The organism is [Rhizobium] kunmingense, from assembly GCF_977018605.1.
In genome coordinates this window covers 1,289,237-1,308,473 of sequence record NZ_CDRNXG010000001.1, presented here as the reverse complement: position 1 = coordinate 1,308,473, position 19,237 = coordinate 1,289,237, and the positions used below count along the sequence as shown (strand labels likewise).

The 19,237-nt window shown below is 60.6% G+C and carries 14 protein-coding genes; 12 read left to right on the top strand and 2 right to left on the bottom strand.

What is annotated here, in order from left to right; genetic code table 11:
• Positions 1 to 36: 36 nt before the first annotated feature.
• The 6 genes from AC0JZ4_RS06460 to AC0JZ4_RS06435 all read left to right on the top strand — a co-directional run bounded on the left by AC0JZ4_RS06460 (position 37) and on the right by AC0JZ4_RS06435 (position 10,360).
• The gene (locus AC0JZ4_RS06460; RefSeq protein ID WP_471885580.1) at positions 37 to 2,817 is read left to right on the top strand and encodes a tetratricopeptide repeat protein; all 2,781 of its coding nucleotides are present in this window, start codon (positions 37 to 39) and stop codon (positions 2,815 to 2,817) included.
• Positions 2,801 to 4,048, top strand: a complete 1,248-nt coding sequence (locus AC0JZ4_RS06455; RefSeq protein WP_471885579.1) for an SEL1-like repeat protein — start codon at positions 2,801 to 2,803, stop codon at positions 4,046 to 4,048. Before AC0JZ4_RS06460 ends, AC0JZ4_RS06455 begins: the two co-directional genes overlap by 17 nt.
• Before the next feature lie 144 nt (positions 4,049 to 4,192).
• The gene (locus AC0JZ4_RS06450) at positions 4,193 to 5,212 is read left to right on the top strand and encodes an alginate lyase family protein (protein ID WP_471885578.1); all 1,020 of its coding nucleotides are present in this window, start codon (positions 4,193 to 4,195) and stop codon (positions 5,210 to 5,212) included.
• Positions 5,213 to 5,359: 147 nt separating this feature from the next.
• Complete coding sequence (locus AC0JZ4_RS06445) at positions 5,360 to 9,202, top strand: tandem-95 repeat protein (RefSeq protein ID WP_471885577.1); 3,843 nt, start codon at positions 5,360 to 5,362, stop codon at positions 9,200 to 9,202.
• 304 nt (positions 9,203 to 9,506) lie between these two features.
• Positions 9,507 to 9,845 (top strand): hypothetical protein, encoded by a 339-nt coding sequence (locus AC0JZ4_RS06440; protein ID WP_471885576.1) that lies wholly within the window; start codon positions 9,507 to 9,509, stop codon positions 9,843 to 9,845.
• A gap of 284 nt (positions 9,846 to 10,129) precedes the next feature.
• Positions 10,130 to 10,360: a hypothetical protein gene (locus AC0JZ4_RS06435; RefSeq protein WP_471885575.1), complete on the top strand. Its 231-nt coding sequence runs from the start codon at positions 10,130 to 10,132 to the stop codon at positions 10,358 to 10,360.
• Positions 10,361 to 10,594: 234 nt separating this feature from the next.
• Here the strand turns inward: AC0JZ4_RS06435 and AC0JZ4_RS06430 are convergent, their stop codons facing one another.
• The gene (locus AC0JZ4_RS06430) at positions 10,595 to 11,026 is read right to left on the bottom strand and encodes an OsmC family protein (RefSeq protein WP_471885574.1); all 432 of its coding nucleotides are present in this window, start codon (positions 11,024 to 11,026) and stop codon (positions 10,595 to 10,597) included.
• 321 nt (positions 11,027 to 11,347) lie between these two features.
• Between AC0JZ4_RS06430 and AC0JZ4_RS06425 the strand changes: the two genes are divergently transcribed.
• From AC0JZ4_RS06425 to AC0JZ4_RS06400, 6 genes are all read left to right on the top strand, one after another.
• The gene (locus tag AC0JZ4_RS06425; RefSeq protein ID WP_471885573.1) at positions 11,348 to 12,991 is read left to right on the top strand and encodes an ABC transporter substrate-binding protein; all 1,644 of its coding nucleotides are present in this window, start codon (positions 11,348 to 11,350) and stop codon (positions 12,989 to 12,991) included.
• Between the two features lie 75 nt (positions 12,992 to 13,066).
• A complete protein-coding gene (locus AC0JZ4_RS06420; protein WP_471885572.1) occupies positions 13,067 to 14,020 on the top strand; it encodes an ABC transporter permease in 954 nt (317 codons plus the stop codon).
• 2 nt (positions 14,021 to 14,022) lie between these two features.
• Positions 14,023 to 14,913: an ABC transporter permease gene (locus tag AC0JZ4_RS06415; protein ID WP_471885571.1), complete on the top strand. Its 891-nt coding sequence runs from the start codon at positions 14,023 to 14,025 to the stop codon at positions 14,911 to 14,913.
• Entirely contained in the window at positions 14,910 to 15,971 is a 1,062-nt protein-coding gene (locus AC0JZ4_RS06410) for an ABC transporter ATP-binding protein (RefSeq protein WP_471885570.1), read from the top strand. Before AC0JZ4_RS06415 ends, AC0JZ4_RS06410 begins: the two co-directional genes overlap by 4 nt.
• Position 15,972: 1 nt before the next feature.
• Positions 15,973 to 16,950 carry an ABC transporter ATP-binding protein gene (locus AC0JZ4_RS06405; protein ID WP_471885569.1) on the top strand — a complete coding sequence of 326 codons (978 nt, stop codon included), beginning with the start codon at positions 15,973 to 15,975 and terminating at the stop codon, positions 16,948 to 16,950.
• A complete protein-coding gene (locus AC0JZ4_RS06400) occupies positions 16,943 to 17,668 on the top strand; it encodes an aspartate/glutamate racemase family protein (protein ID WP_471885568.1) in 726 nt (241 codons plus the stop codon). The genes AC0JZ4_RS06405 and AC0JZ4_RS06400 overlap by 8 nt, the downstream gene beginning before the upstream one ends.
• An 86-nt stretch (positions 17,669 to 17,754) precedes the next feature.
• On the opposite strand, the gene AC0JZ4_RS06395 is transcribed toward AC0JZ4_RS06400, so the two are convergent.
• A complete protein-coding gene (locus tag AC0JZ4_RS06395; protein ID WP_471885567.1) occupies positions 17,755 to 19,233 on the bottom strand; it encodes a glycosyl transferase family protein in 1,479 nt (492 codons plus the stop codon).
• Positions 19,234 to 19,237: the final 4 nt, after the last annotated feature.

The following is a 19,237-nucleotide window of genomic DNA, read 5'->3' as shown; positions in this document are numbered from 1 at the left end:
AGCATTACGGTCATTTTTCCTGAGGGGAGATCGCTCATGTCAGGCATATCGCAGGGGAATTTGAAGACCCGGCAAAAACGCCTTCTGGCGGCAACGGCGCTCGCAATGGTGGCTCTTTTCAATGCCGGATCCGGCCGGGCCGCACCATCGCAGCCACTGGAGATGTTCAGGGAGCCGCCAAAGCTGAACTACGCCAATACCTGCATCCCGGCCGCCCCGCCTCAGGCGCTTTCCGCCGATTGGGGCAAGTGGAACGGCACTGACGATCTCGTTCCTGCCGACATCATGCTGGCCGACATTTCCAGGCTCAGCGACGGCGATAATGAAGTCGTTCGCGATCGCGTTCTGGCACGTCGGATGCTGGAACATCTGGCAGCCGGCACAACCACATCGGCGCCCGAAGCGAAAGCCCGGCTCGCGCTGCTTCTTCTCGATCCGGGATCCGGTCCGGTCGATGTCGTACGGGCGGAAAAGCTTCTTGGTGAAGCGACAGCGGCGCAGAATACCGGTGCTGCGCTGTCTATGGGAAAGCTGATCCGCGAGGAACGGCTGCCGGACCAGTCGACCACGGCCGCGGCACGCTATCTGAGCATCGCCGCCGGCTTGGGTGACCCGGCAGCGGCGCTGCAACTGGCCGCAATCTATGCCGGACCGGACGCTACGCCGCCTTTCCCAGATGCGCCGGCTCATTTTGCCACAGTTGCCGCCATTAACATCCAGACGGCATTGGCCTCCGGGCGTTGCTCCATTGCGCTCGATGTCGGTGATTACCTCATCGATGCCGATCCGCAACAAGGTCCGGCGCTGGCGGTAGCGTGGTTCAAGATTGCGGCGGATGGCGGAGACGCGCGCGCGCTGGCAAGGCTTGCCCGCATCCACGAAGACGGGCAGGTCGGCGCGAAGGATCTGGCTACAGCCAAAACGCTCTGGGACAAGGCTGCAGCGCAAGGGCTGGTGCGCGCCTTTGCCAACGCCGCACGGCTGCACCTGAGCACCGGCGACGACACGCCGGCAGCGCTGAAGCTGATGCAGGCCGCCGTCAGAAATGGCGAAGCGGACGGCTATCTGCTCGCCGCCCGCTATTATCGTGGTGACTACACCGGCAAGGCAGATTTCGCCGCCATGCAGCGTGTCTTCGAGGAGGCAACGAAGCGGCCGGATCCATCTCTCTATCTGATCGAGATGCAGGCTCATGCCTACCGTACCGGACAGGGTGCGGCCATCGACGAAGCCCGTGCGGCCTCGCTGTATCGGCAGGTACTGGAAAGCGGGTCGGCGGAGGGCGAGGCGCTTTATGGCCGCTACATGATTGCCGCACGCAAAGGGCTCGATGAAGGCATGCAGCACCTTCGCAATGCGGCATCGAAAGGAGCTCTGACGGCTCGTTATGAGCTCGCCGAAATTGCCGCCTGCATGGCGGAGGATACTGCGGAACAGCCTTTGCAGACGCTGGCCGATGAAGGTAATGCCCGCGCCATTCGACGCCTGGCTCGGCTCGCGCTCGACAAGGCTGACCTTCGGACAGGCGCAGAACTGCTTGCGAAATCCGCCGATCTTGGCGATCGGTTGGCGATGGTCGAGCTTGCCGCGCTGGTTGCCGCCGGTGAAAAGGTCTCCGGATCAGACGTCAAGACGCTGGCAGCACGCGCCTCGGCTTCCGGCTCACAGGTCATCGAAGGGCGGCTTGCGCTGGCAACCGCCTACCGCGACGGCAGACTGGGCGACGACATCACGCCCAGCGACCAACTGATCGAAAGCCTAGCTGAAAGCGGCAATCCGGATGTGGACTTCACCCTCGCCACATGGCCGGGCCGGACCTCTGCAACCGACGAACCCGCCTCTGTTCAGGCACGTCTTCTGGCCGCTGCAAACGGCGGCAATGCGGACGCCATGTATATGCTGTCTCATCTCTCCCAAGCGTCCCAGACGGTAGGAACGGCATCCGCCGAGTGGCTCACCAAGGCAGCGGAAAGTGGCAATGTCGACGCACTGAAAGAACTGCCGACAGATGACATATCCGTTGTCGGAAAGGTTCTCGGTGCTCTGGAACAGCAGGTGATATGCAACGTCCCGGCCCTCGCGCAACAGGCCCGGCTCTACCGCCTGCAGGGCAATGTTGACGCAGCCGCCAAAACGATGACCCGTGCCGAGAAGCTGGCCAACCGCCGCCCGCGTGATTTGCATGATCTCGCCGAGAACACGGCCGAGCGCGGGCCTGGAGCCCTGGATGACCCTGCGAAAGCAGCCCTTCTCTACGAGCGTGCCGCGGCGGCCGGCTACGGAAAATCGGCACTGGCGCTCGCCGCTCTCTATGCAGGCGGAAGACTGGGGGACAAGAACGGGGCAGCGGTCGAATGGTACCGGCAGGCGGCCCTGGCGGGTGAATCGGTCGCGTTGCGGGAGTTGGTGCGCTACGCCTCCGAACAGCCCGGTCAGCAGGTATCGCTGTCAGCGATGCAGTCACTGCAATTCATTGCCGATCAGGGCGATACCTCGGCCATGCAGGCTTATGGGCTTCTGCTGGCCACTCTTGGTCCCGAACGTCAGGGGGAAGGCATGGCGTTCCTCCGCAAGGCCGGCGAACGAGGCGACGTTCAGGCGATGAAGACGCTGGCACGGCTGTTTGCCGCTGGCGTGACGGGAACGGTATCCGCCGAGGAAAGCACCCATTGGACGAAGCTTGCGGCGGAAAAGGGCGATGCGGAGGCGATGTTCCAATATGCCATCGCCCTCGATCTCGGCTTCGGTGTCGCGGCTGACCGCGACTTGGCACAGACATGGCAACAGAAGGCTAAGCAAAATGGTTTCCTCCGCTGATCACCTGACGGCCGCTGTCGTGGCCACCGCATGCCGGCAGCAGGGTGGCTGGATCAAATCCACCAGCGCGCTCTTGAGCTTCGGCTTCATGCTCGCCACTCTTGTAGCGGCAAACCCGGCACTCTCGGCGGAAAGCGGCTCGGCTTCGCAGCGATTGCGCAAACTGGCGCCGTCCGCGCTGCAAGGCAACCGCGAATCCGTTCGAAAGGCTGCCAAGGCGATCGTCCAGATGGGGCCACGCGAATTCAAGGGTTCGTCCCAAATGAGGCTGCAACTGCGCGCCGAAGCGATGCGCGGATCGAGCGCCGCAGCCAATGCCTATGGCATGATGCTGCAGAACGGCATCGGTGGCCCTGCCAGTGCGAAGGAGGCCCCATCATGGTATGCGCGCGGAAGCGCACGCGGCAATGTCACCGCGTCGAAACGCGGAGCGCTCGCTTATGCACTCGGCTGGGGCGTGCGCCGCGATACGCAGCGTGCATCGCGAATGCTGGCGGAGGTTCCGGTCGACCAGCGCGTCCGCTCGATGCTGCAGATCAGCAAGGCGCTGCTGCAGCCCGGCCGGGAGGAGCCGGAACCTGCAATGATGTGGCTGCAAAAAGCGGTCGCGCTTTATGGAGGTGTAGACCCGAGCCGCATCGGCACGCGGATCGCGCAGCTAGACCCGACGCTGGAAGCCGATATGCAAACCTGGCTGAAGCCGCTCGCCGCCAAGGGCAACGGCGCGGCGGCCATGATGCTTGCCGCATCGCTGGCGACCGGCAGCAGACCGGAGGACCGGACCGAAGCCTTGCGCCTCTACCTCCTTGCCGCGGACAAGGGCATAGACGGTGCCTACCAGGCGATCGGAAGCCTGATCGCATCGGCAGATCCTGAAGACGCGGGGCCTGCCATCGCCGTACTGGAGGAGAAGGCAAAAGCCGGCGGCGCGTCCGCCAAGCTCGCCCTTGCGGATTACTATCTCTACCGTTCGGCCCAGGCACCCGACCTTCGCAGGAAGGGGCTCAATTACCTGCAGGAAGCCGCAAGGGATGGCAGTGCCGACGCCCAGTACAAGCTGGCGATGACCCTGCTCAGCGATGTCGAAGCATCCGGCGAACGCACTCTCGCCAGAGCCTATCTCGTGCTTTCGGCCAGAGGCGGCAATCGCATGGCCGGTATCGCGATGGCTCAGCTTGGCAGCCTGCCGCTACGCGAAGCACAGGAGATCGTCGCAGTCACGACGCGGTAGCAACCGGCGTCGTGTGGGAACACACGGCAGTCCCCCGACGGCGAGATCGCCGCATAAAGGCTGGCGCGGCCACAAGACACAGGCGTTAAGCCTGAATTTAGATCGGCGTGATCTACTGAACACGAAACTTCGAAAGAGGGCTTTGTGTTCAGCACCCGCCTGCCTCTTGCTACATGCCTGCTTGGTCTGTTCATCGCATCGGCGACGTATGCGATGGACCAGCCTTTTTCCAATGTGCCTGTTTCCGACAAGCACGCAGCGGTACCGCTCGATCGCGATGCATTGACCGGCTCCGTCAGCCCGGATTCCGAACCGTGCGAACTCATAGCCCCACCGCCGACGAGAATTGAGACGCGTTCAAAATACGATCAGGCCTTCAAGACGAAATCCGTGATCGACGAGGACGCCGCAAGCCTGCGCCGCCAGACGCTCGATCCTATCAATGAAGCCATCCGAAGGCTCGGCGCGATGGCGAAAGGCATGTCGCGGCACGGAGCCGATGGCGGCAATTGTGCCGCGCGCAATATCGTGTTCTGGGCTTCAAAGGGGTCGCTCACCGACATGGCGAGCAGCGACGCCAATCTGACACGCGACCGCTTCATGGCCGAGATCACCGCGGCAATCGACGAACTGGGGCGGCAGAACATCGATATCGCCCGCGAAAAGCATGTTCGCGACTGGCTGCGGAACATCGCCACCCAGACGATCGCCTATTACGATAGACAGGCCGGACCGACCTCGCGCCGCAACAACCATCGCTATTGGGCGGGTCTGGCCGTGGCGAGGACCGGCCGCATTCTCGACGACGAACGCATGTTCTCCTGGGCAGCCGCCAGCCTCGACGTCGGCCTGTGCCAGGTCGATTCCGACGGCTTCCTGCCGCTCGAACTGGCAAGACAGACGAAGGCGCTCGACTACCATCTCTTTGCCTATATCGCGCTTCGCCCGCTCCAAGATGTGCTGGCGGAAAGACGCGAGGTGAAACCGGGCCGATGCACTGCCGGCCTGGAGCGTCTGCAGGCGCGCCTGGAAACCGGCCTCGATGCCAGCTCTGCCTTCGAGCAACGGACCGGCTACCGTCAGGATACTCCCTCGCGCAGCAACCGCCTGGCATTGTTTCAGCTCATGCACGGCAATGTCGACCGACGGTCTGCAAGCAAATAAAGCCGTACCGACGACATGTATTCCTTCGGACATAAGAAAATACTGATAATAAATACTCTAATTGATCTGGATTTATTTTATCGAGATCGGGACGGACATACGATTGCGCTCAACCATTCAACGGGCTGAACCGCGATCGAGGAAACAATGGCCGTTTTCAATGTACTGGACTATGGCGCAACCCCGGACGACCTGTCGGATGACAGTGCCGCCATTCAGGCCGCCATCGATGCGGCCTATGCGGCGGGCGGCGGCACCGTCTACATTCCTGCCGGTACATTCATCGTCAGCGGCGACCCCGAAAACCCCTCGCGCGGCTGCGTCGAAGTACGATCCAACGTGACGTTGACGGGCGACGGCATGGGCGAGACCGTGCTCAAGCTGGCCGACAATTTCGATCATCGCGTCAACGGCATCGTTCGCACGCCGGTCAGCGAAGATGCCCATAACGTGACGATATCCAACCTCACGATCGACGGCAACCGGGCCAACAATATCGAACATCAGGCCGGTATCATCACCGGCGTGAAGGCGAACGAGGATGGCGATACCCATGACAATATCACGATCAGCGGCGTGGAGGTGATGAACTGCAATGCCTATGGCATCAATCCGCACGAGATCACCTACAATCTGACGATCGAGGACTGCGTATCGCACGGCAACGGCCGGGATGGCTTCGTCGCCGACTACGTGGTCGACAGCGTCTATCGCAACAACATTGCCTACGACAACGATCGCCATGGCTTCAATATCCAGAACAGCAGCAGCAACATCCTGCTCGAGAACAACACGGCCTATGACAATGGCAGCGGCGCCACGGGCGGCGCCGGCCTCGTCGTCCAGCGCAGCGATATTTTCCCCGAAGGCGAAAACACCATTCCTTGGGTAACGAATATCCGCATCGTCGGCGGGGAATACTATGGCAACACGCGTGAGGGCATCCTCATCAAGCTGTCCGACAACGTCGAGGCGGACGGTGTCAGCGTGCATGACAACATGCGTCAGGGCATCCGGGTGGAAGGCGCGACCAACACGACGATCCACGATAGCGAGATCTACAACAACTCGCAGGAGAGAGCCGGTGGTTACGACGAGATCAACATTCGCCTGCGCCTGGATGACGTCGTCAATCCGCCGCGGACCTACTATTCGGAAAACACCACGATTTATGGCAACGACATTCATTCCGACGGCACAAGCCGCTACGGCATCCGTGAGGAGCTGACAAACTCGACGGCAGGCAACCCATCAGGCACGTCCGTACATGACAACACCGTCACCGGCATGGCGACCGGCGATTATTTCATCCCGCCCTACAGCGCCACCTCAGGCAACGATATCTTCTACGGCACGACCAGCGGCGACAGCTTCGCCGGGCTTGGCGGCAATGATACTTATCTGGTCAACCACACGGGCGACGTGGTGACGGAACAGGTGAATGCCGGTACCGACACCGTAATCGCCAGTCTCAATTACACGCTGACGGCCTATGTCGAAAACCTGCAACTGACCGGAACTGCCGCCCGCGGCACCGGTAACGACCTTGCCAACATCATCATCGGCAACGCGGCCAATAACGAGCTTGAGGGTCTTGGGGGAGACGACCTGCTTGACGGTGGCCAGGGCGCCGACATCATGCAGGGCGGCAATGGCAACGATACTTACTACGTAGACAATATCGGCGATGTGATCGTCGAAAGGGATCACGGCGGACTGGGCGGTGTCGATACCGTCTTCAGCAGCGTCAGTTATACGCTCGCCGTCGAGGTCGAAAAGCTCATCCTGCAAGGCACGGCGGATCTCAGTGCGACCGGCAACAATCTCGCCAACGAACTCGTCGGCAATGCCGGCAACAATCTTCTCGATGGAATGGCCGGCGCAGACATCATGCGTGGAGGACAGGGTGACGACACCTATATCGTCGACCATACCGGCGACGTTGTCGTTGAACTCGCCGGAGAGGGGTTCGATACGGTACGCAGTTCGCTCACCTATACGCTCGGCGCCAACCTGGAAAACCTGGTCCTGACCGGAGCCGCCCAGCGCGACGGCACCGGCAATGAACTCGCCAACACGATCATCGGCAATGACGGCGCCAACAGGCTGCACGGCATGGATGGTGACGATACGATCGAGGGCGGCCTCGGCGCCGACCAGCTTTATGGCGACGCAGGCAACGACACGTTTGTGATGCGCCGTGGCGAGTTCGCCGGCGACGTCATCGAGGATTTCGCCGGCAATGGCGCATCGCTTGGTGACAGCATCCGGTTCGTCGGCTTCAGCCAGAACGCCATCCTCGTCAACCTTGGAGGCGACAGCTGGCAGGTTCAGGATGGCGCCTATACGGAAACGTTCCGGATCAAGACACCCGCCGGCGCAGAGCCGGTCCATGCCAGTGATTACGCCTTTGACGGCGTCGTCACGCCGCCACCGGCCAATGCCGCTCCCGTAGCGTCTGTCACCGGGAATACGGCGACCGGCCAGGAGGACACAGTCATTACCGGGACCATTCCGGCCGCCTACGATGCGGACGGCGATGCGCTGACCTATGCGCTCGCGGCACCGGTGGCCGGCCTGACACTCAACCCGAACGGTACGTTCAGCTATGTGCCTGCGGCCAACTTCAACGGCATAGTCGAGTTCAACTACGTGGCGACCGACGCGCATGGCGCATCGAGTGCCGCACAGGCCTTCTCCATCACTGTCTCTCCCGTCAATGATGCACCGGTTGCCTCATCGACGGGCAACAACGCGGCCGGTCAGGAGGATATCGTTCTCAGCGGCGCGGTGCCGGCAGGATATGACCCGGACGGCAACCCGCTGACCTATGCTCTGATCGGCAGCCTTGCCGGACTGACCTTCAATGCCAACGGCACGTTCAGCTTTGCACCGCCGGCCGACCAGAGCGGCAATTTCAGTTTCCAGTATCGTGTGTCGGATGGTTTCGGCGGCCAGAGCGCGGCGCAGACCTTCACCATAAACCTTGCCCCGGTCAACGACGCGCCGGTGGCCGCCACCAGTGGCAACGCGGCAACCGGGACCGCAAATACGGTAATCAGCGGCCAGATCCCGACCGGGCTCGATATCGAAGGTGATGCGCTGACCTATCTCCAGGTCGGCAGCCTTGCCGGTCTCACGCTTCAGCCCAACGGCGCATTCAGCTACAGCCCGGCGGCCGGAGCAAGCGGCAACTTCACGTTCCAGTATCAGGTCGCCGATGCCCATGGCGCGACGAGTGCCGCACAAACCTTTGCAATCTCGGTCAATCCGGCAGCCGGCGGCAATATTGTGACAGGAAACAACAGCGCCAACACGCTCTACGGCACCGCCGGCAACGATACGATCGACGGCGGCAAGGGCGCTGACAGCATGTATGGCTATGCCGGCAACGACACCTATTATGTCGACAGTTCCAGCGACAGGGTGTTCGAAGCGGCGGGAGGTGGCTACGATCGCGTCTTCACCACGTCGTCTTTCACGCTAGCGGACGGTGTCGAGATCGAGTTCATCCAGGCAACCGGCACTTCGGCCGCAACGCTGAAGGGCAACAATCTGGCCAATACGCTGATCGGCAACTCTGCCGCCAATACGATCAACGGCAACAACGGCAACGACATTCTCGATGGTGGTCTCGGCAAGGACGTGCTGACCGGCGGCAATGGTCGCGACAGCTTCGTGTTCAGCACGGCACTCGGCAGCAACAACATCGATCAGATCAAGGATTTCAAGGTGGTCGACGACACGATCGTTCTCGACCGCGCAATCTTTTCCGCGCTCGCCGCCGGCCAGCTTTCGCAAGCCGCTTTCGTCAGGGCAAGCCAGGCGCTCGATGCCTCGGACCGCATCATCTATGACAGCAATGCCGGGCAGCTTCTCTATGATGCCGATGGTGCGGGTGGGGCAGCCGCGACTGCCTTTACCACAATCGGCAAGGGGCTTCAGATCGACTACCTGGATTTCGTTATACGCGATGACGCGACTGCCTGACGGAGCACTGCGCCGGCCTATCCGGGCAAGCCCGCCATCATAAATCTATGAGAGGTCGGCAGACAGGAAAGGATGATTACACGATGAAACGGAAACGCCTCGCCTGCGGCGTTTCCAAGTAAACGTCGATTTGAATCAGAATATAAATCGTGAAACTCACGAAAAACAACTCTAATCTGGAAAAATTGACAGGGAGAACTATTTAGTCAGGTGAGTTTGGTATTGGTAAACCACACGTTTGTCGCTAGATCTGAGCTGAACCCGGTTATTAATCAAGGGTGGATGCTCCGAGGAGAATAACGTGATGTCTGTATTTTTTCTGAATTTCAGGGATTCGGACCCGTCGCTCAGCGAAACTCAAGTCGCGGAGTATCAAGATTTGGAAGATGCCGCAAAGAACGTCATGATTGCCATGCGGGATATCATCTCGGACCACATTCGTCATGGTCGACCGCTGACGATGACCTCTGTTGCGATCCTAAACGAGGATAGAGATCAGCTGCGTGAGATAACCACGGTCGATGCACTGACGGATCTCCTGCCCGGAATACGGCTTTCAATGAAACAACCGCCGGCCGCCAATGAAAAGGCCTCTATCTCCAACAAGAACCGCGGCTTTCGCGTCGAGATGAAGCGGGATTGAGCGCATCCTTGCGGGCGAGTGGCCTCTGAGGCTATCAGAAACCAGTCTGTTCGCGAGTGGCGCCATCTCCCTTCCACTCCGTTTTTCCGCGAACCTTGCTTGCCTGACATTAAGGTTACCGCGTAACCGGTCCTGACGATTGCACTTGCCGAATGCTGTAAAATTGGCATTTCTTGTGCGTACGGGGATAGGCTGTAAGTCATCCAGCAGCCCTCCGGTGCTTCATGGCGGCGTTCCGGAACTCAATCGTCGCATCGTTTTTGCTTGATTGGGGAGATCTCCGAATGACCGACGAATCCGCAAGACTGATGTCGGAAGCCTTGACCCTCTCGTCTGCCGCACTCCTGTCTTCGCTGGTGGACACGCTGGTTGAAAAGGGAATTCTATCGACCGACGAGGAAAAGGCGATCTATGTATCGGCGATTGAAAAAATCGACGACGTCGCCGGCTCGGACGAAGATGGCACACATGAACTGGCCCGAGAACTGATCGAGCAGCAGCTCGAAAATCAGTAACCAGACTATCCGCCAGCGACACCCACTCTCTATCGACGAATGGTTCCGCTGGGAACTGCAGGGTGATCGCCACCTTGGCCCGCCTTATGCCTGGATCACGGCGCACTTCAGGCAGTCATGCCGAACACGATAGGGCAGCAGGTCGAGCAAAATCGGCAAACGGTGTACTGTCCGGAATGCGCAAATCCGGACAGATCGATCCCTTCCGGTGATCCGATGATTGCATGCGGTGCTTTAAGTGAACTCGACAGAAAGAGTGATCGGCACCGCAGAGAGCGCTTTCGATACCGGGCATCCGGCCTTTGCCTTGTTGGCAAGCTCGGTGAAACCGGCAAGATCGAGCCCAGGCACCTTGCCCTTCAGCGCCAACGAAATCCCCGAGATGGCAAAACCGTCTGGCACCTGCTCGAGAGTAACCTTTGCCTTCGTTTCCATCGCCTCGGCTGTAAAGCCCGCTTCGCCAAGGATCAGCGACAAAGCCATGGTGAAGCACCCGGCATGCGCCGCACCGATCAATTCCTCCGGATTGGTGCCCGGAACGCCTTCGAAACGGCTGGCAAAACCATAGGGATAATCACTGAGCGCTCCGCTCTGGGTGGAAATCTTGCCCTTGCCGTCCTTCAGCCCACCCGTCCAATGAGCAGAACCTGTTCTATTGATCTGCATAGTTCTCTCCCGTTGTGAACTCGCCGCAGGCGTAACTAGGGCGAGCATGCGAAATGTGTATCGGGACAATCCGAGCCCCCACGTAAAAATGCTCACACAGCATCTCGATGCCCGCGCGGGGCGATTTATGCGACAAATATCCGCAACCGGGATCTGCATTTTTGCTCAGTTTTGCCTCACCGCATCGAACAAGTCCTGCCGAAACACAACCAAACAACTGTAATAAAATAGAAAATTCGCCCCACAGGCAAATGGCACGAAGTCTGCTTGCTCTTTATCCGACTGGGCAAAAGTCCGGCATTTCAAAAAAGAGGGAACAGCATGACGAAAACATTGATGGAAAAAGCCTTCCCATCGTCGGGCCGCTATCGCCTTGCCTCGGCGATTGGCGCTGCAGCCCTGGCCTTTTTGTCAGCCAATACGGCACTTGCAGCCGGCACGCTGCGCATCGGTATGACAGCTTCCGACATTCCGCTCACGACCGGGCAGACAGACCAGGGCGGCGAAGGCCAGCGCTTCATGGGCTATACGGTCTATAACTCACTGATCGAGTGGGATCTTTCCAGCGCCGACAAGCCCTCCGGCCTCATCCCCAGCCTCGCGACCACATGGGCCGTCGATGACGCCGACAAGACCAAATGGACCTTTACCCTGCGCGAAGGCGTGAAGTTCCATGACGGCAGCAGCTTCGATGCGGCAGCGGTTGTCTGGAACCTCGACAAGATCATGCTCGACACCGCCCCGCAATTCGACAAGCGCCAGTCCGCGCAGGGCCGGTCGCGTATTCCGGCAGTCGCATCCTATCGCGTGGTCGACCCGCAAACCGTCGAGATCACGACCAAGACGCCTGATGCGACGCTTCCCTATCAGCTGAGCTGGATTCTCATGTCCTCTCCGGCCAATTGGGAAACCCAGGGCAGGAGCTGGGATGCAGTGGCGCAGAAGCCCTCCGGCACAGGTCCATGGAAGCTGGAGAACGGTTTCACCCCACGCGAGCGCGCCGAACTGACCCCCAATGCGGACTACTGGGACAAGGCCCGCGTTCCGAAACTCGACAAGCTGGTCCTGATACCGCTTCCCGAGCCGAACACCCGTGTCGCGGCCTTGCGATCCGGCCAGGTCGACTGGATCGAGGCACCGGCACCGGATTCCGTCACCTCCCTCAAGGAAGCGGGTTTCTCGATCGTTACCAACGCCTACCCTCATAACTGGACATGGCACCTCTCCCGCGTCGAAGGCTCGCCGTGGAACGATATCCGCGTCCGCAAGGCCGCAAACCTCGCCGTCGATCGCGAAGGCCTGAACGAATTGCTCGGTGGCCTGTCCATCCCGGCGCAGGGTTACATGCCGCCCGGCCACCAGTGGTTCGGCAGCCCCACCTTCAAGCTCGAATACAATATCGAGGAAGCCACCAAATTGATGGCGGAGGCCGGCTTTGGGCCGGATAACCGCATCAAGACCAAGGCGATCATCTCTTCCTCCGGTTCGGGTCAGATGCTGCCGCTTCAGATGAACGAATATATCCAGCAGACGCTGTCGGAAATCGGCATCGACGTCGAATACGAGGTGATGGACTGGAACACGGTCATCAACGTCTGGCGTGCGGGAGCCAAGGATGCGACCGCCAGGGAAGGCACCGCCGTCAACTACAGCTACTTCATCCAGGACCCGTTCACCGCCATGATCCGCCAGTCGCAATGCAGCCTGGCGCCACCGACAGGCACCAACTGGGGCTATTACTGCGACCAGGAAATGGATGCCCTGTTCGAGAAGGTTCGCAATACCTTCGATACGGCGGAGCAGGACAAGGTCATGCAGCAGGTGCATGAGAAATACGTCAACGACGCCCTGTTCCTGATGGTGACGCATGACGTCAACCCGCGCGCGATGACCGACAAGGTAAAAGGCTTCGTCCAGGCCCAGAACTGGTTCCAGGACTTCTCGCCCATCACCGTCGATCCTTGACCCGAGCATGTGGCGCGCGGGCTTCTCGCGCGCCACAGCCCGTGACGCCCGATCAAGATCCTTGGTGAGGACCTCATGCTGCTCTATGCTTTCAAAAGGCTGCTCCACGTCATTCCGGTGACGATCGGCGTCAGCATCGTCTGTTTCATGCTCATCCATATCGCGCCGGGAGACCCGCTCGCGGCCATCCTGCCGTCGGACGCGTCGGCCGAAATGCAGGCGCAGATGCGCGCCCTGTACGGCCTGGATCAACCGCTGCCGGTCCAGTATGTGTTGTGGGTATGGAATGCCCTGCAGGGCGACCTCGGCACCTCCATCGCCACCGGCAGGCCGGTGCTGAACGAGATACTCGACGCATCGGTCAACTCCATCATCCTGGCGCTGTTTGCCGCAGCCATCGGCTTCGTTTTCGGGGCCACGCTCGGCTTTCTCGCCGGCGTCTTCCGCGGCGGCTGGATCGATCGCCTCGCCTCGGCGCTCTCCATGCTCGGCGTCAGCGTGCCGCACTACTGGCTGGGCATGGTTCTCGTCATCGCTTTCTCGGTAACGCTGGGCTGGCTGCCTGCCATGGGCGGCGGACCGGAAGGGTCGGCGGGCCGCAGCTTCAGCTGGGATTACATCCGTTTCCTTATTCTTCCGGCCGTCACCATGTCGGTCATTCCGATGGGCATCATCGCCCGCACCATCCGCTCGCTGGTGGCGGATATCCTGTCGCAGGATTTCACCCAGGCGCTGGCGGCGAAGGGACTGATGTCGCAGCAGATTCTCCGGCATGTGGTGCGCAATGCCGCCCCCACCGCCCTGTCGGTCATGGGCCTGCAGCTCGGCTATCTTCTGGGCGGTTCGATCCTGATCGAAACCGTCTTCTCATGGCCCGGAACCGGCTTTCTTCTCAATGGCGCAATCTTCACCCGCGACCTGCCGATCCTGCAGGGCACGATCCTGGTCCTGGCCATGTTCTTCGTCTTCCTCAATCTCCTGGTCGACGTGTTGCAGAGCGCCATCGATCCCCGCATCCAGAGGAGCTGACGATGGCCGTCATGACAGCAGAAATCGCGGTGACGCCACCGCATATCGTGAAATCTCCGGGCTTCTGGAGCGGCGTCCTGCGCCGGGTCTGTCGTGATCCGGTGGCGGTGACGGCGCTTGCCATCCTGCTGCTGCTGGTGCTGATCGCGATCTTCGCTCCCTATATCGCGCCTTACGACCCGGCGAGAGGCAGCGTCATCCGCCGGCTGCGGCCGATCGGGACACCGGGCTATATTCTCGGCACCGATGAACTCGGCCGCGACATGCTGTCCCGCCTCATCTACGGCGCGCGGCTCTCGCTCATCATGGGCGTCATTCCGGTGCCGATCGCCTTCGTTATCGGCACGACGATCGGCATCATCGCCGGATACGCCGGTGGCCTGACGAACACTTTGATCATGCGTCTCGTAGACGTCTTCTATGCCTTTCCCTCCGTGCTTCTCGCCGTGGCGCTGTCCGGCGCGCTCGGCTCGGGCCTCACCAACGCGCTCGTATCGCTGACCGTAGTCTTCATCCCGCAGATCGCCCGCGTTGCCGAAAGCGTCACGACACAGGTCAGAAAACTCGACTATGTCGATGCCGCCCGCGCCTCGGGCGCACCAGCACTGACGATCATCCGCATTCACATTCTCGGCAATGTTCTCGGCCCGATCTTCGTCTTCGCCACCAGCCTTATCTCCGTATCGATGATCCTGGCGTCCGGGCTGTCCTTCCTTGGCCTCGGCGTGCGTCCGCCGGATGCCGAATGGGGCCTGATGCTCAATACGCTGAGAACCGCGATCTACAACAACCCATTCGTCGCAGCACTGCCCGGCGTGATGATCTTCATCACATCGATCTGCTTCAACCTTTTCTCAGACGGGCTGCGCTCGGCCATGGACGTGAAATCATGATCAGCATCGTTGAAGAACCGGCTTACGATCTGCCGCTCGGCCAAAGAGGCGGCCCGGCCCAGCCCCTGATTTCCGCGCGCGGTCTGCTCAAGCACTTCCCCGTCAAGGGAAGCGGATTTCTGAAGCCGAAGAAAATGGTCCGCGCCGTCGATGGTGTGGATTTCGACATCTTGAAGGGAGAAACCCTGGGCGTCGTCGGCGAGAGCGGTTGCGGCAAATCGACGACGGCAAGGCTGCTGATGCAGCTCATCATGCCCGATCAGGGGGAAATCCTGTTCGACGGAGAAAAAGTCGGCGACCAGCTGTCCCTCTCCGACTATCGCCGGCAGGTGCAAATGGTGTTTCAGGACAGCTATGCCTCGCTCAATCCGCGTCTGACCATGGAAGAGACGATCGCCTTCGCACCCCGCATACATGGCGTACCGGCACAAAAGGCGATCGCCCGCGCCCATGACCTGTTGCATCGGGTCGGCCTTGAACCATCGCGTTTTGCCGGTCGTTACCCGCATGAACTCTCGGGTGGTCAGCGGCAGCGCGTCAATATCGCAAGAGCGCTTGCCCTCGAACCGCGTCTCGTCATTCTCGACGAGGCGGTATCGGCGCTCGACAAATCCGTCGAAGCCCAGGTCCTCAATCTGCTTCTCGACCTGAAGCGTGATTTCGGTCTCACCTACCTGTTCATCTCCCACGATCTCAACGTCGTGCGCTTCATGTGCGACCGGGTGATGGTCATGTATCTCGGCAAGGTTGCCGAGCTTGGCACGCGCGACGCCATTTTCGACGATACCCGCCACCCCTATTCGGCGGCGCTTCTCGCCTCAATGCCGAAAATGGACCCGTCGGAACGCACGAGAGTGCCGCCACTGTCGGGCGACCCGCCCAACCCGATCGACCCGCCCCCTGGCTGTCGTTTCCACACGCGCTGTTGCTTCGCTGAAGACATATGCAGCGATCTTCTGCCGCCACTGACGGGCATTTCCGCACAGCAGTCTGCGGCCTGCCTGATGTCCATACCGGGCGCGGGCCATAGCCGCTCGCCAGCATTGACGGAGGCCTGATATGCAAGCAGACCCGCACGCCGAAAACATGATCGACATCCGCAATCTGTCGGTCACCTTCAATCGCGGTCGAAAGCCCGTGAGAGCCGTCAACGGCGTCAGCCTCTCCGTCAATCCGGGTGAGGTTGTCGCGCTGTTGGGAGAATCCGGCTCGGGCAAAAGCGTGACGATGCGCTCGCTTCTACGCCTGCATCCCAAGGGCACCACGATCGACGGTGAAATGACGGTCTCCGGCCGCGACATCATGGGGCTCTCGACCCGCGAACTCGGCGCCCTGCGCGGCGCCGTCGTCTCCATGGTCTTCCAGGAGCCGCGCCTTGCCCTGGACCCAGTCTACACCGTCGGCCAGCAGATCGAGGAAACCATCATGCGGCACGAAAAGGTGTCGCGTAGGCAAGCCTCCGCGCGTGCGCTTGCGCTCTTTCAGAAAGTCCGCATCCCCTCGCCCGAACGGCGTTTGCAGAATTATCCGCACGAAATGTCGGGGGGCATGCTGCAGCGTGCGATGATCGCCATGGCGCTGGCCTGCAATCCGAAAGTGCTCCTCGCCGACGAACCGACCACTGCGCTCGATGCCACCGTTCAGATCCAGATCCTGCTGCTCATCCGTGAACTGCAGGAGGAATACGGGCTTTCTGTAATCTTCGTGACCCATGATATCGGTGTGGCGGCCGAAGTCGCCGACCGCATTGCTGTGATGTATGCTGGCCGGATCGTCGAGGAAGGCTTGGTCGGCGATATTATCCGCAACCCGAAACACCCCTATACCAAGGGGCTTCTCGGCGCCCGCGTCGAGCTTGCCCACGGCCGTGACCGGCTGGTCACGATACCCGGATCTCCGCCGGATCTTGCCAACATGCCGCCCGGCTGTGCCTTTGCACCCCGTTGTCCGCAGGTTCTCGACACATGTCACAGCAAGGTCCCGGCGCTGGTAAACGCTGACGCATCCGGCAAGGTGGCCTGCCTTCGCTATGCCTGACCCGGAAACACATCCTGACGTCGGGGAACAGCCGGACAATCCGAACGGCCGCGCTATTGGCGTGAGCCCGCGTCGGATTGCCCTGATCAATCCCAACACATCGCAGGCGACCACTGCGATGATGACGCAGATCGCCCAAGGCCATCTGCAAACCTTTGATGTGCATGGTATGACCGCCGCCACCGGTGTTGCAATGATTGTCAACGAACAAGCGCTCGCCGCATCGGCACCCGGCGTCGTCGAAATGGGGCTGACGGCCCAAGCCGCCGGCGCCTCGGGCATCATTGTCGCCGCCTTCGGCGACCCCGGGCTTGAAGACCTCGCGTCGCGTTGCCAGATCCCTGTCGTGGGTCTCTGCGAGTCAAGCATGCGCGAGGCGGCAGGCGGGCACCGCCGCTTCGGTATCGCCACGGTGACGCCGAGCTTGGTTACGAGCTTCGCCGCGAAGGCAGAGATGCTCGGCCTCTCGACCGCATTCACAGGGACTCGTCTCACGAAAGGCGACCCGGTCGATCTCGTCGGCGACCCGATACGGCTGACGGACGCGCTGGAGGCCGCCGTGCGCGCCTGCTTCGATCTCGACGGGGCAGAAGCGGTCATTATAGGTGGAGGCCCGCTCGGTCAGGCGGCGCAGCAGCTGCAACCCCGCTTTTCTCGCCCGGTCATTGCTCCGCTTCGCTCGGCAGCTATATCGCTTTCCGCACGCCTTGCGCAGTGACGTGCTGTGGTCGCGGCTCGGGTTACCGGCGGAATGCCGAACTTCGGCTCCATGTCGTCCGCCGACCATTTTGCTGCATGAAGACCTCAGGTCGTGTGACGAGACTTCCAGATTCGGGCAGCTTCGCTATACGCGGCGTCGTACGAACTGCATGGCTCCCGGGCCAGCGTTAAAAGGGCGGTGGCGGCGGTTGATATGACAATTTTCTCGATCCGCTCCTCAACGACGGCTCCTCTCCACACTCCACACCAATACTCAATTTTCGTGGTGCGCGGCCGGGACAAGGAGACCGGCTCCCTGATACGAGGGACCCTTGTGTCGATGGCCTCACCGTTCACCAATCTGCTGATGGCCGTCGCCTTGAATGGCGTAAATTGTGCGACATCTCGCGTGTTACCAAGTATCGCCAGGTTTTTCAGACCGAGTGCAATTGCGGTTTCCCTGTGCATGTCCTTGTAGCCGGACTGAGCCACGCCAAGCACCGTTGCCTCAGCCCTGACAGGGCTGACCAGATGCATTGCATTCCGTATCGGAGAGCGATGTCCAGTCAGCCTGTGCAAGCCCATGAGATGATAGACCTGTGGCGCGAACGCAGAAAGCGGGACATAGGCGATGCTTTTTTCCGTAAGCGCGCCACTCACGTCCTCGGCCGAGTGGCAGACTGGAATACCCAACGCACTCGCGACAAACTCATGACGCCCGGACCGATCGCCTGCACCGGATGCGCCATGCAAAACAACCTTATGACCCGCCTTTGCGACCAGAAGTGCCGCAAGCATAAACCAGGGCGGATTTTGCTGGTTCGGAGAAATGTAGCATGGCCAGTCGAGATCGGCTCTGAGATGGGTCGCGCCGAAGCGGTCATCTACATGTTCGCGGACGGCGGAAACGAAACCGGCAAGCTCGCTGGCAGTTATGTTTCGCAACTGCAGAATAGCCATGAATGCTCCGATCTGGACCGGGTCTGCATTGCCTTCGAGAATGATGGCGATCGCCTCTTTAGCCTCGTTCTGGCTAAGTGGGCGCCTATGGCCCGCAGTCGTCGATATGATCGCGAGCGCTTTTGCCAATCGGTCCTGTGGATGGGCTTCCTCACCAATCTTCGATAGTTTTGCATCAAAATCGCGTGCGGATGGTTCTCCATCGATCAGATTGGCGCGACTCGTGGCGAAACCCGGCAGAACTCGAAGATTCTGTACATTCCAGCTCTCATCGAAAGGCGGCTCACGAAAACTGTCGGCGGCGCCGCCTTGGAAAACGGCCTCAATGCCTTCAACCACCGCTGCGACGACCGCCTGCATTTTCTCGGCGAACGGTGTGGGGACCAGCCCACGGCCGGAACGAATGACGATGGGGTCGTTTAGCTGTTCGCGAAGCTGACCCAGTATTCGACTAACGGCAGATGTCTGCATTCCCAGGCGTTTCGCGGCTAAGGTTACGCTGCCTGTCTTTAGGATCGCATCAAGAACAATTATCAGTTTTCCATTGGCAAGACGCTGTTCTATCGCTGGCGTCAAGGCATCCGAAATTGGTCGCTCGAGTACGCTCGGTGTGGGCTGCTGCATTATG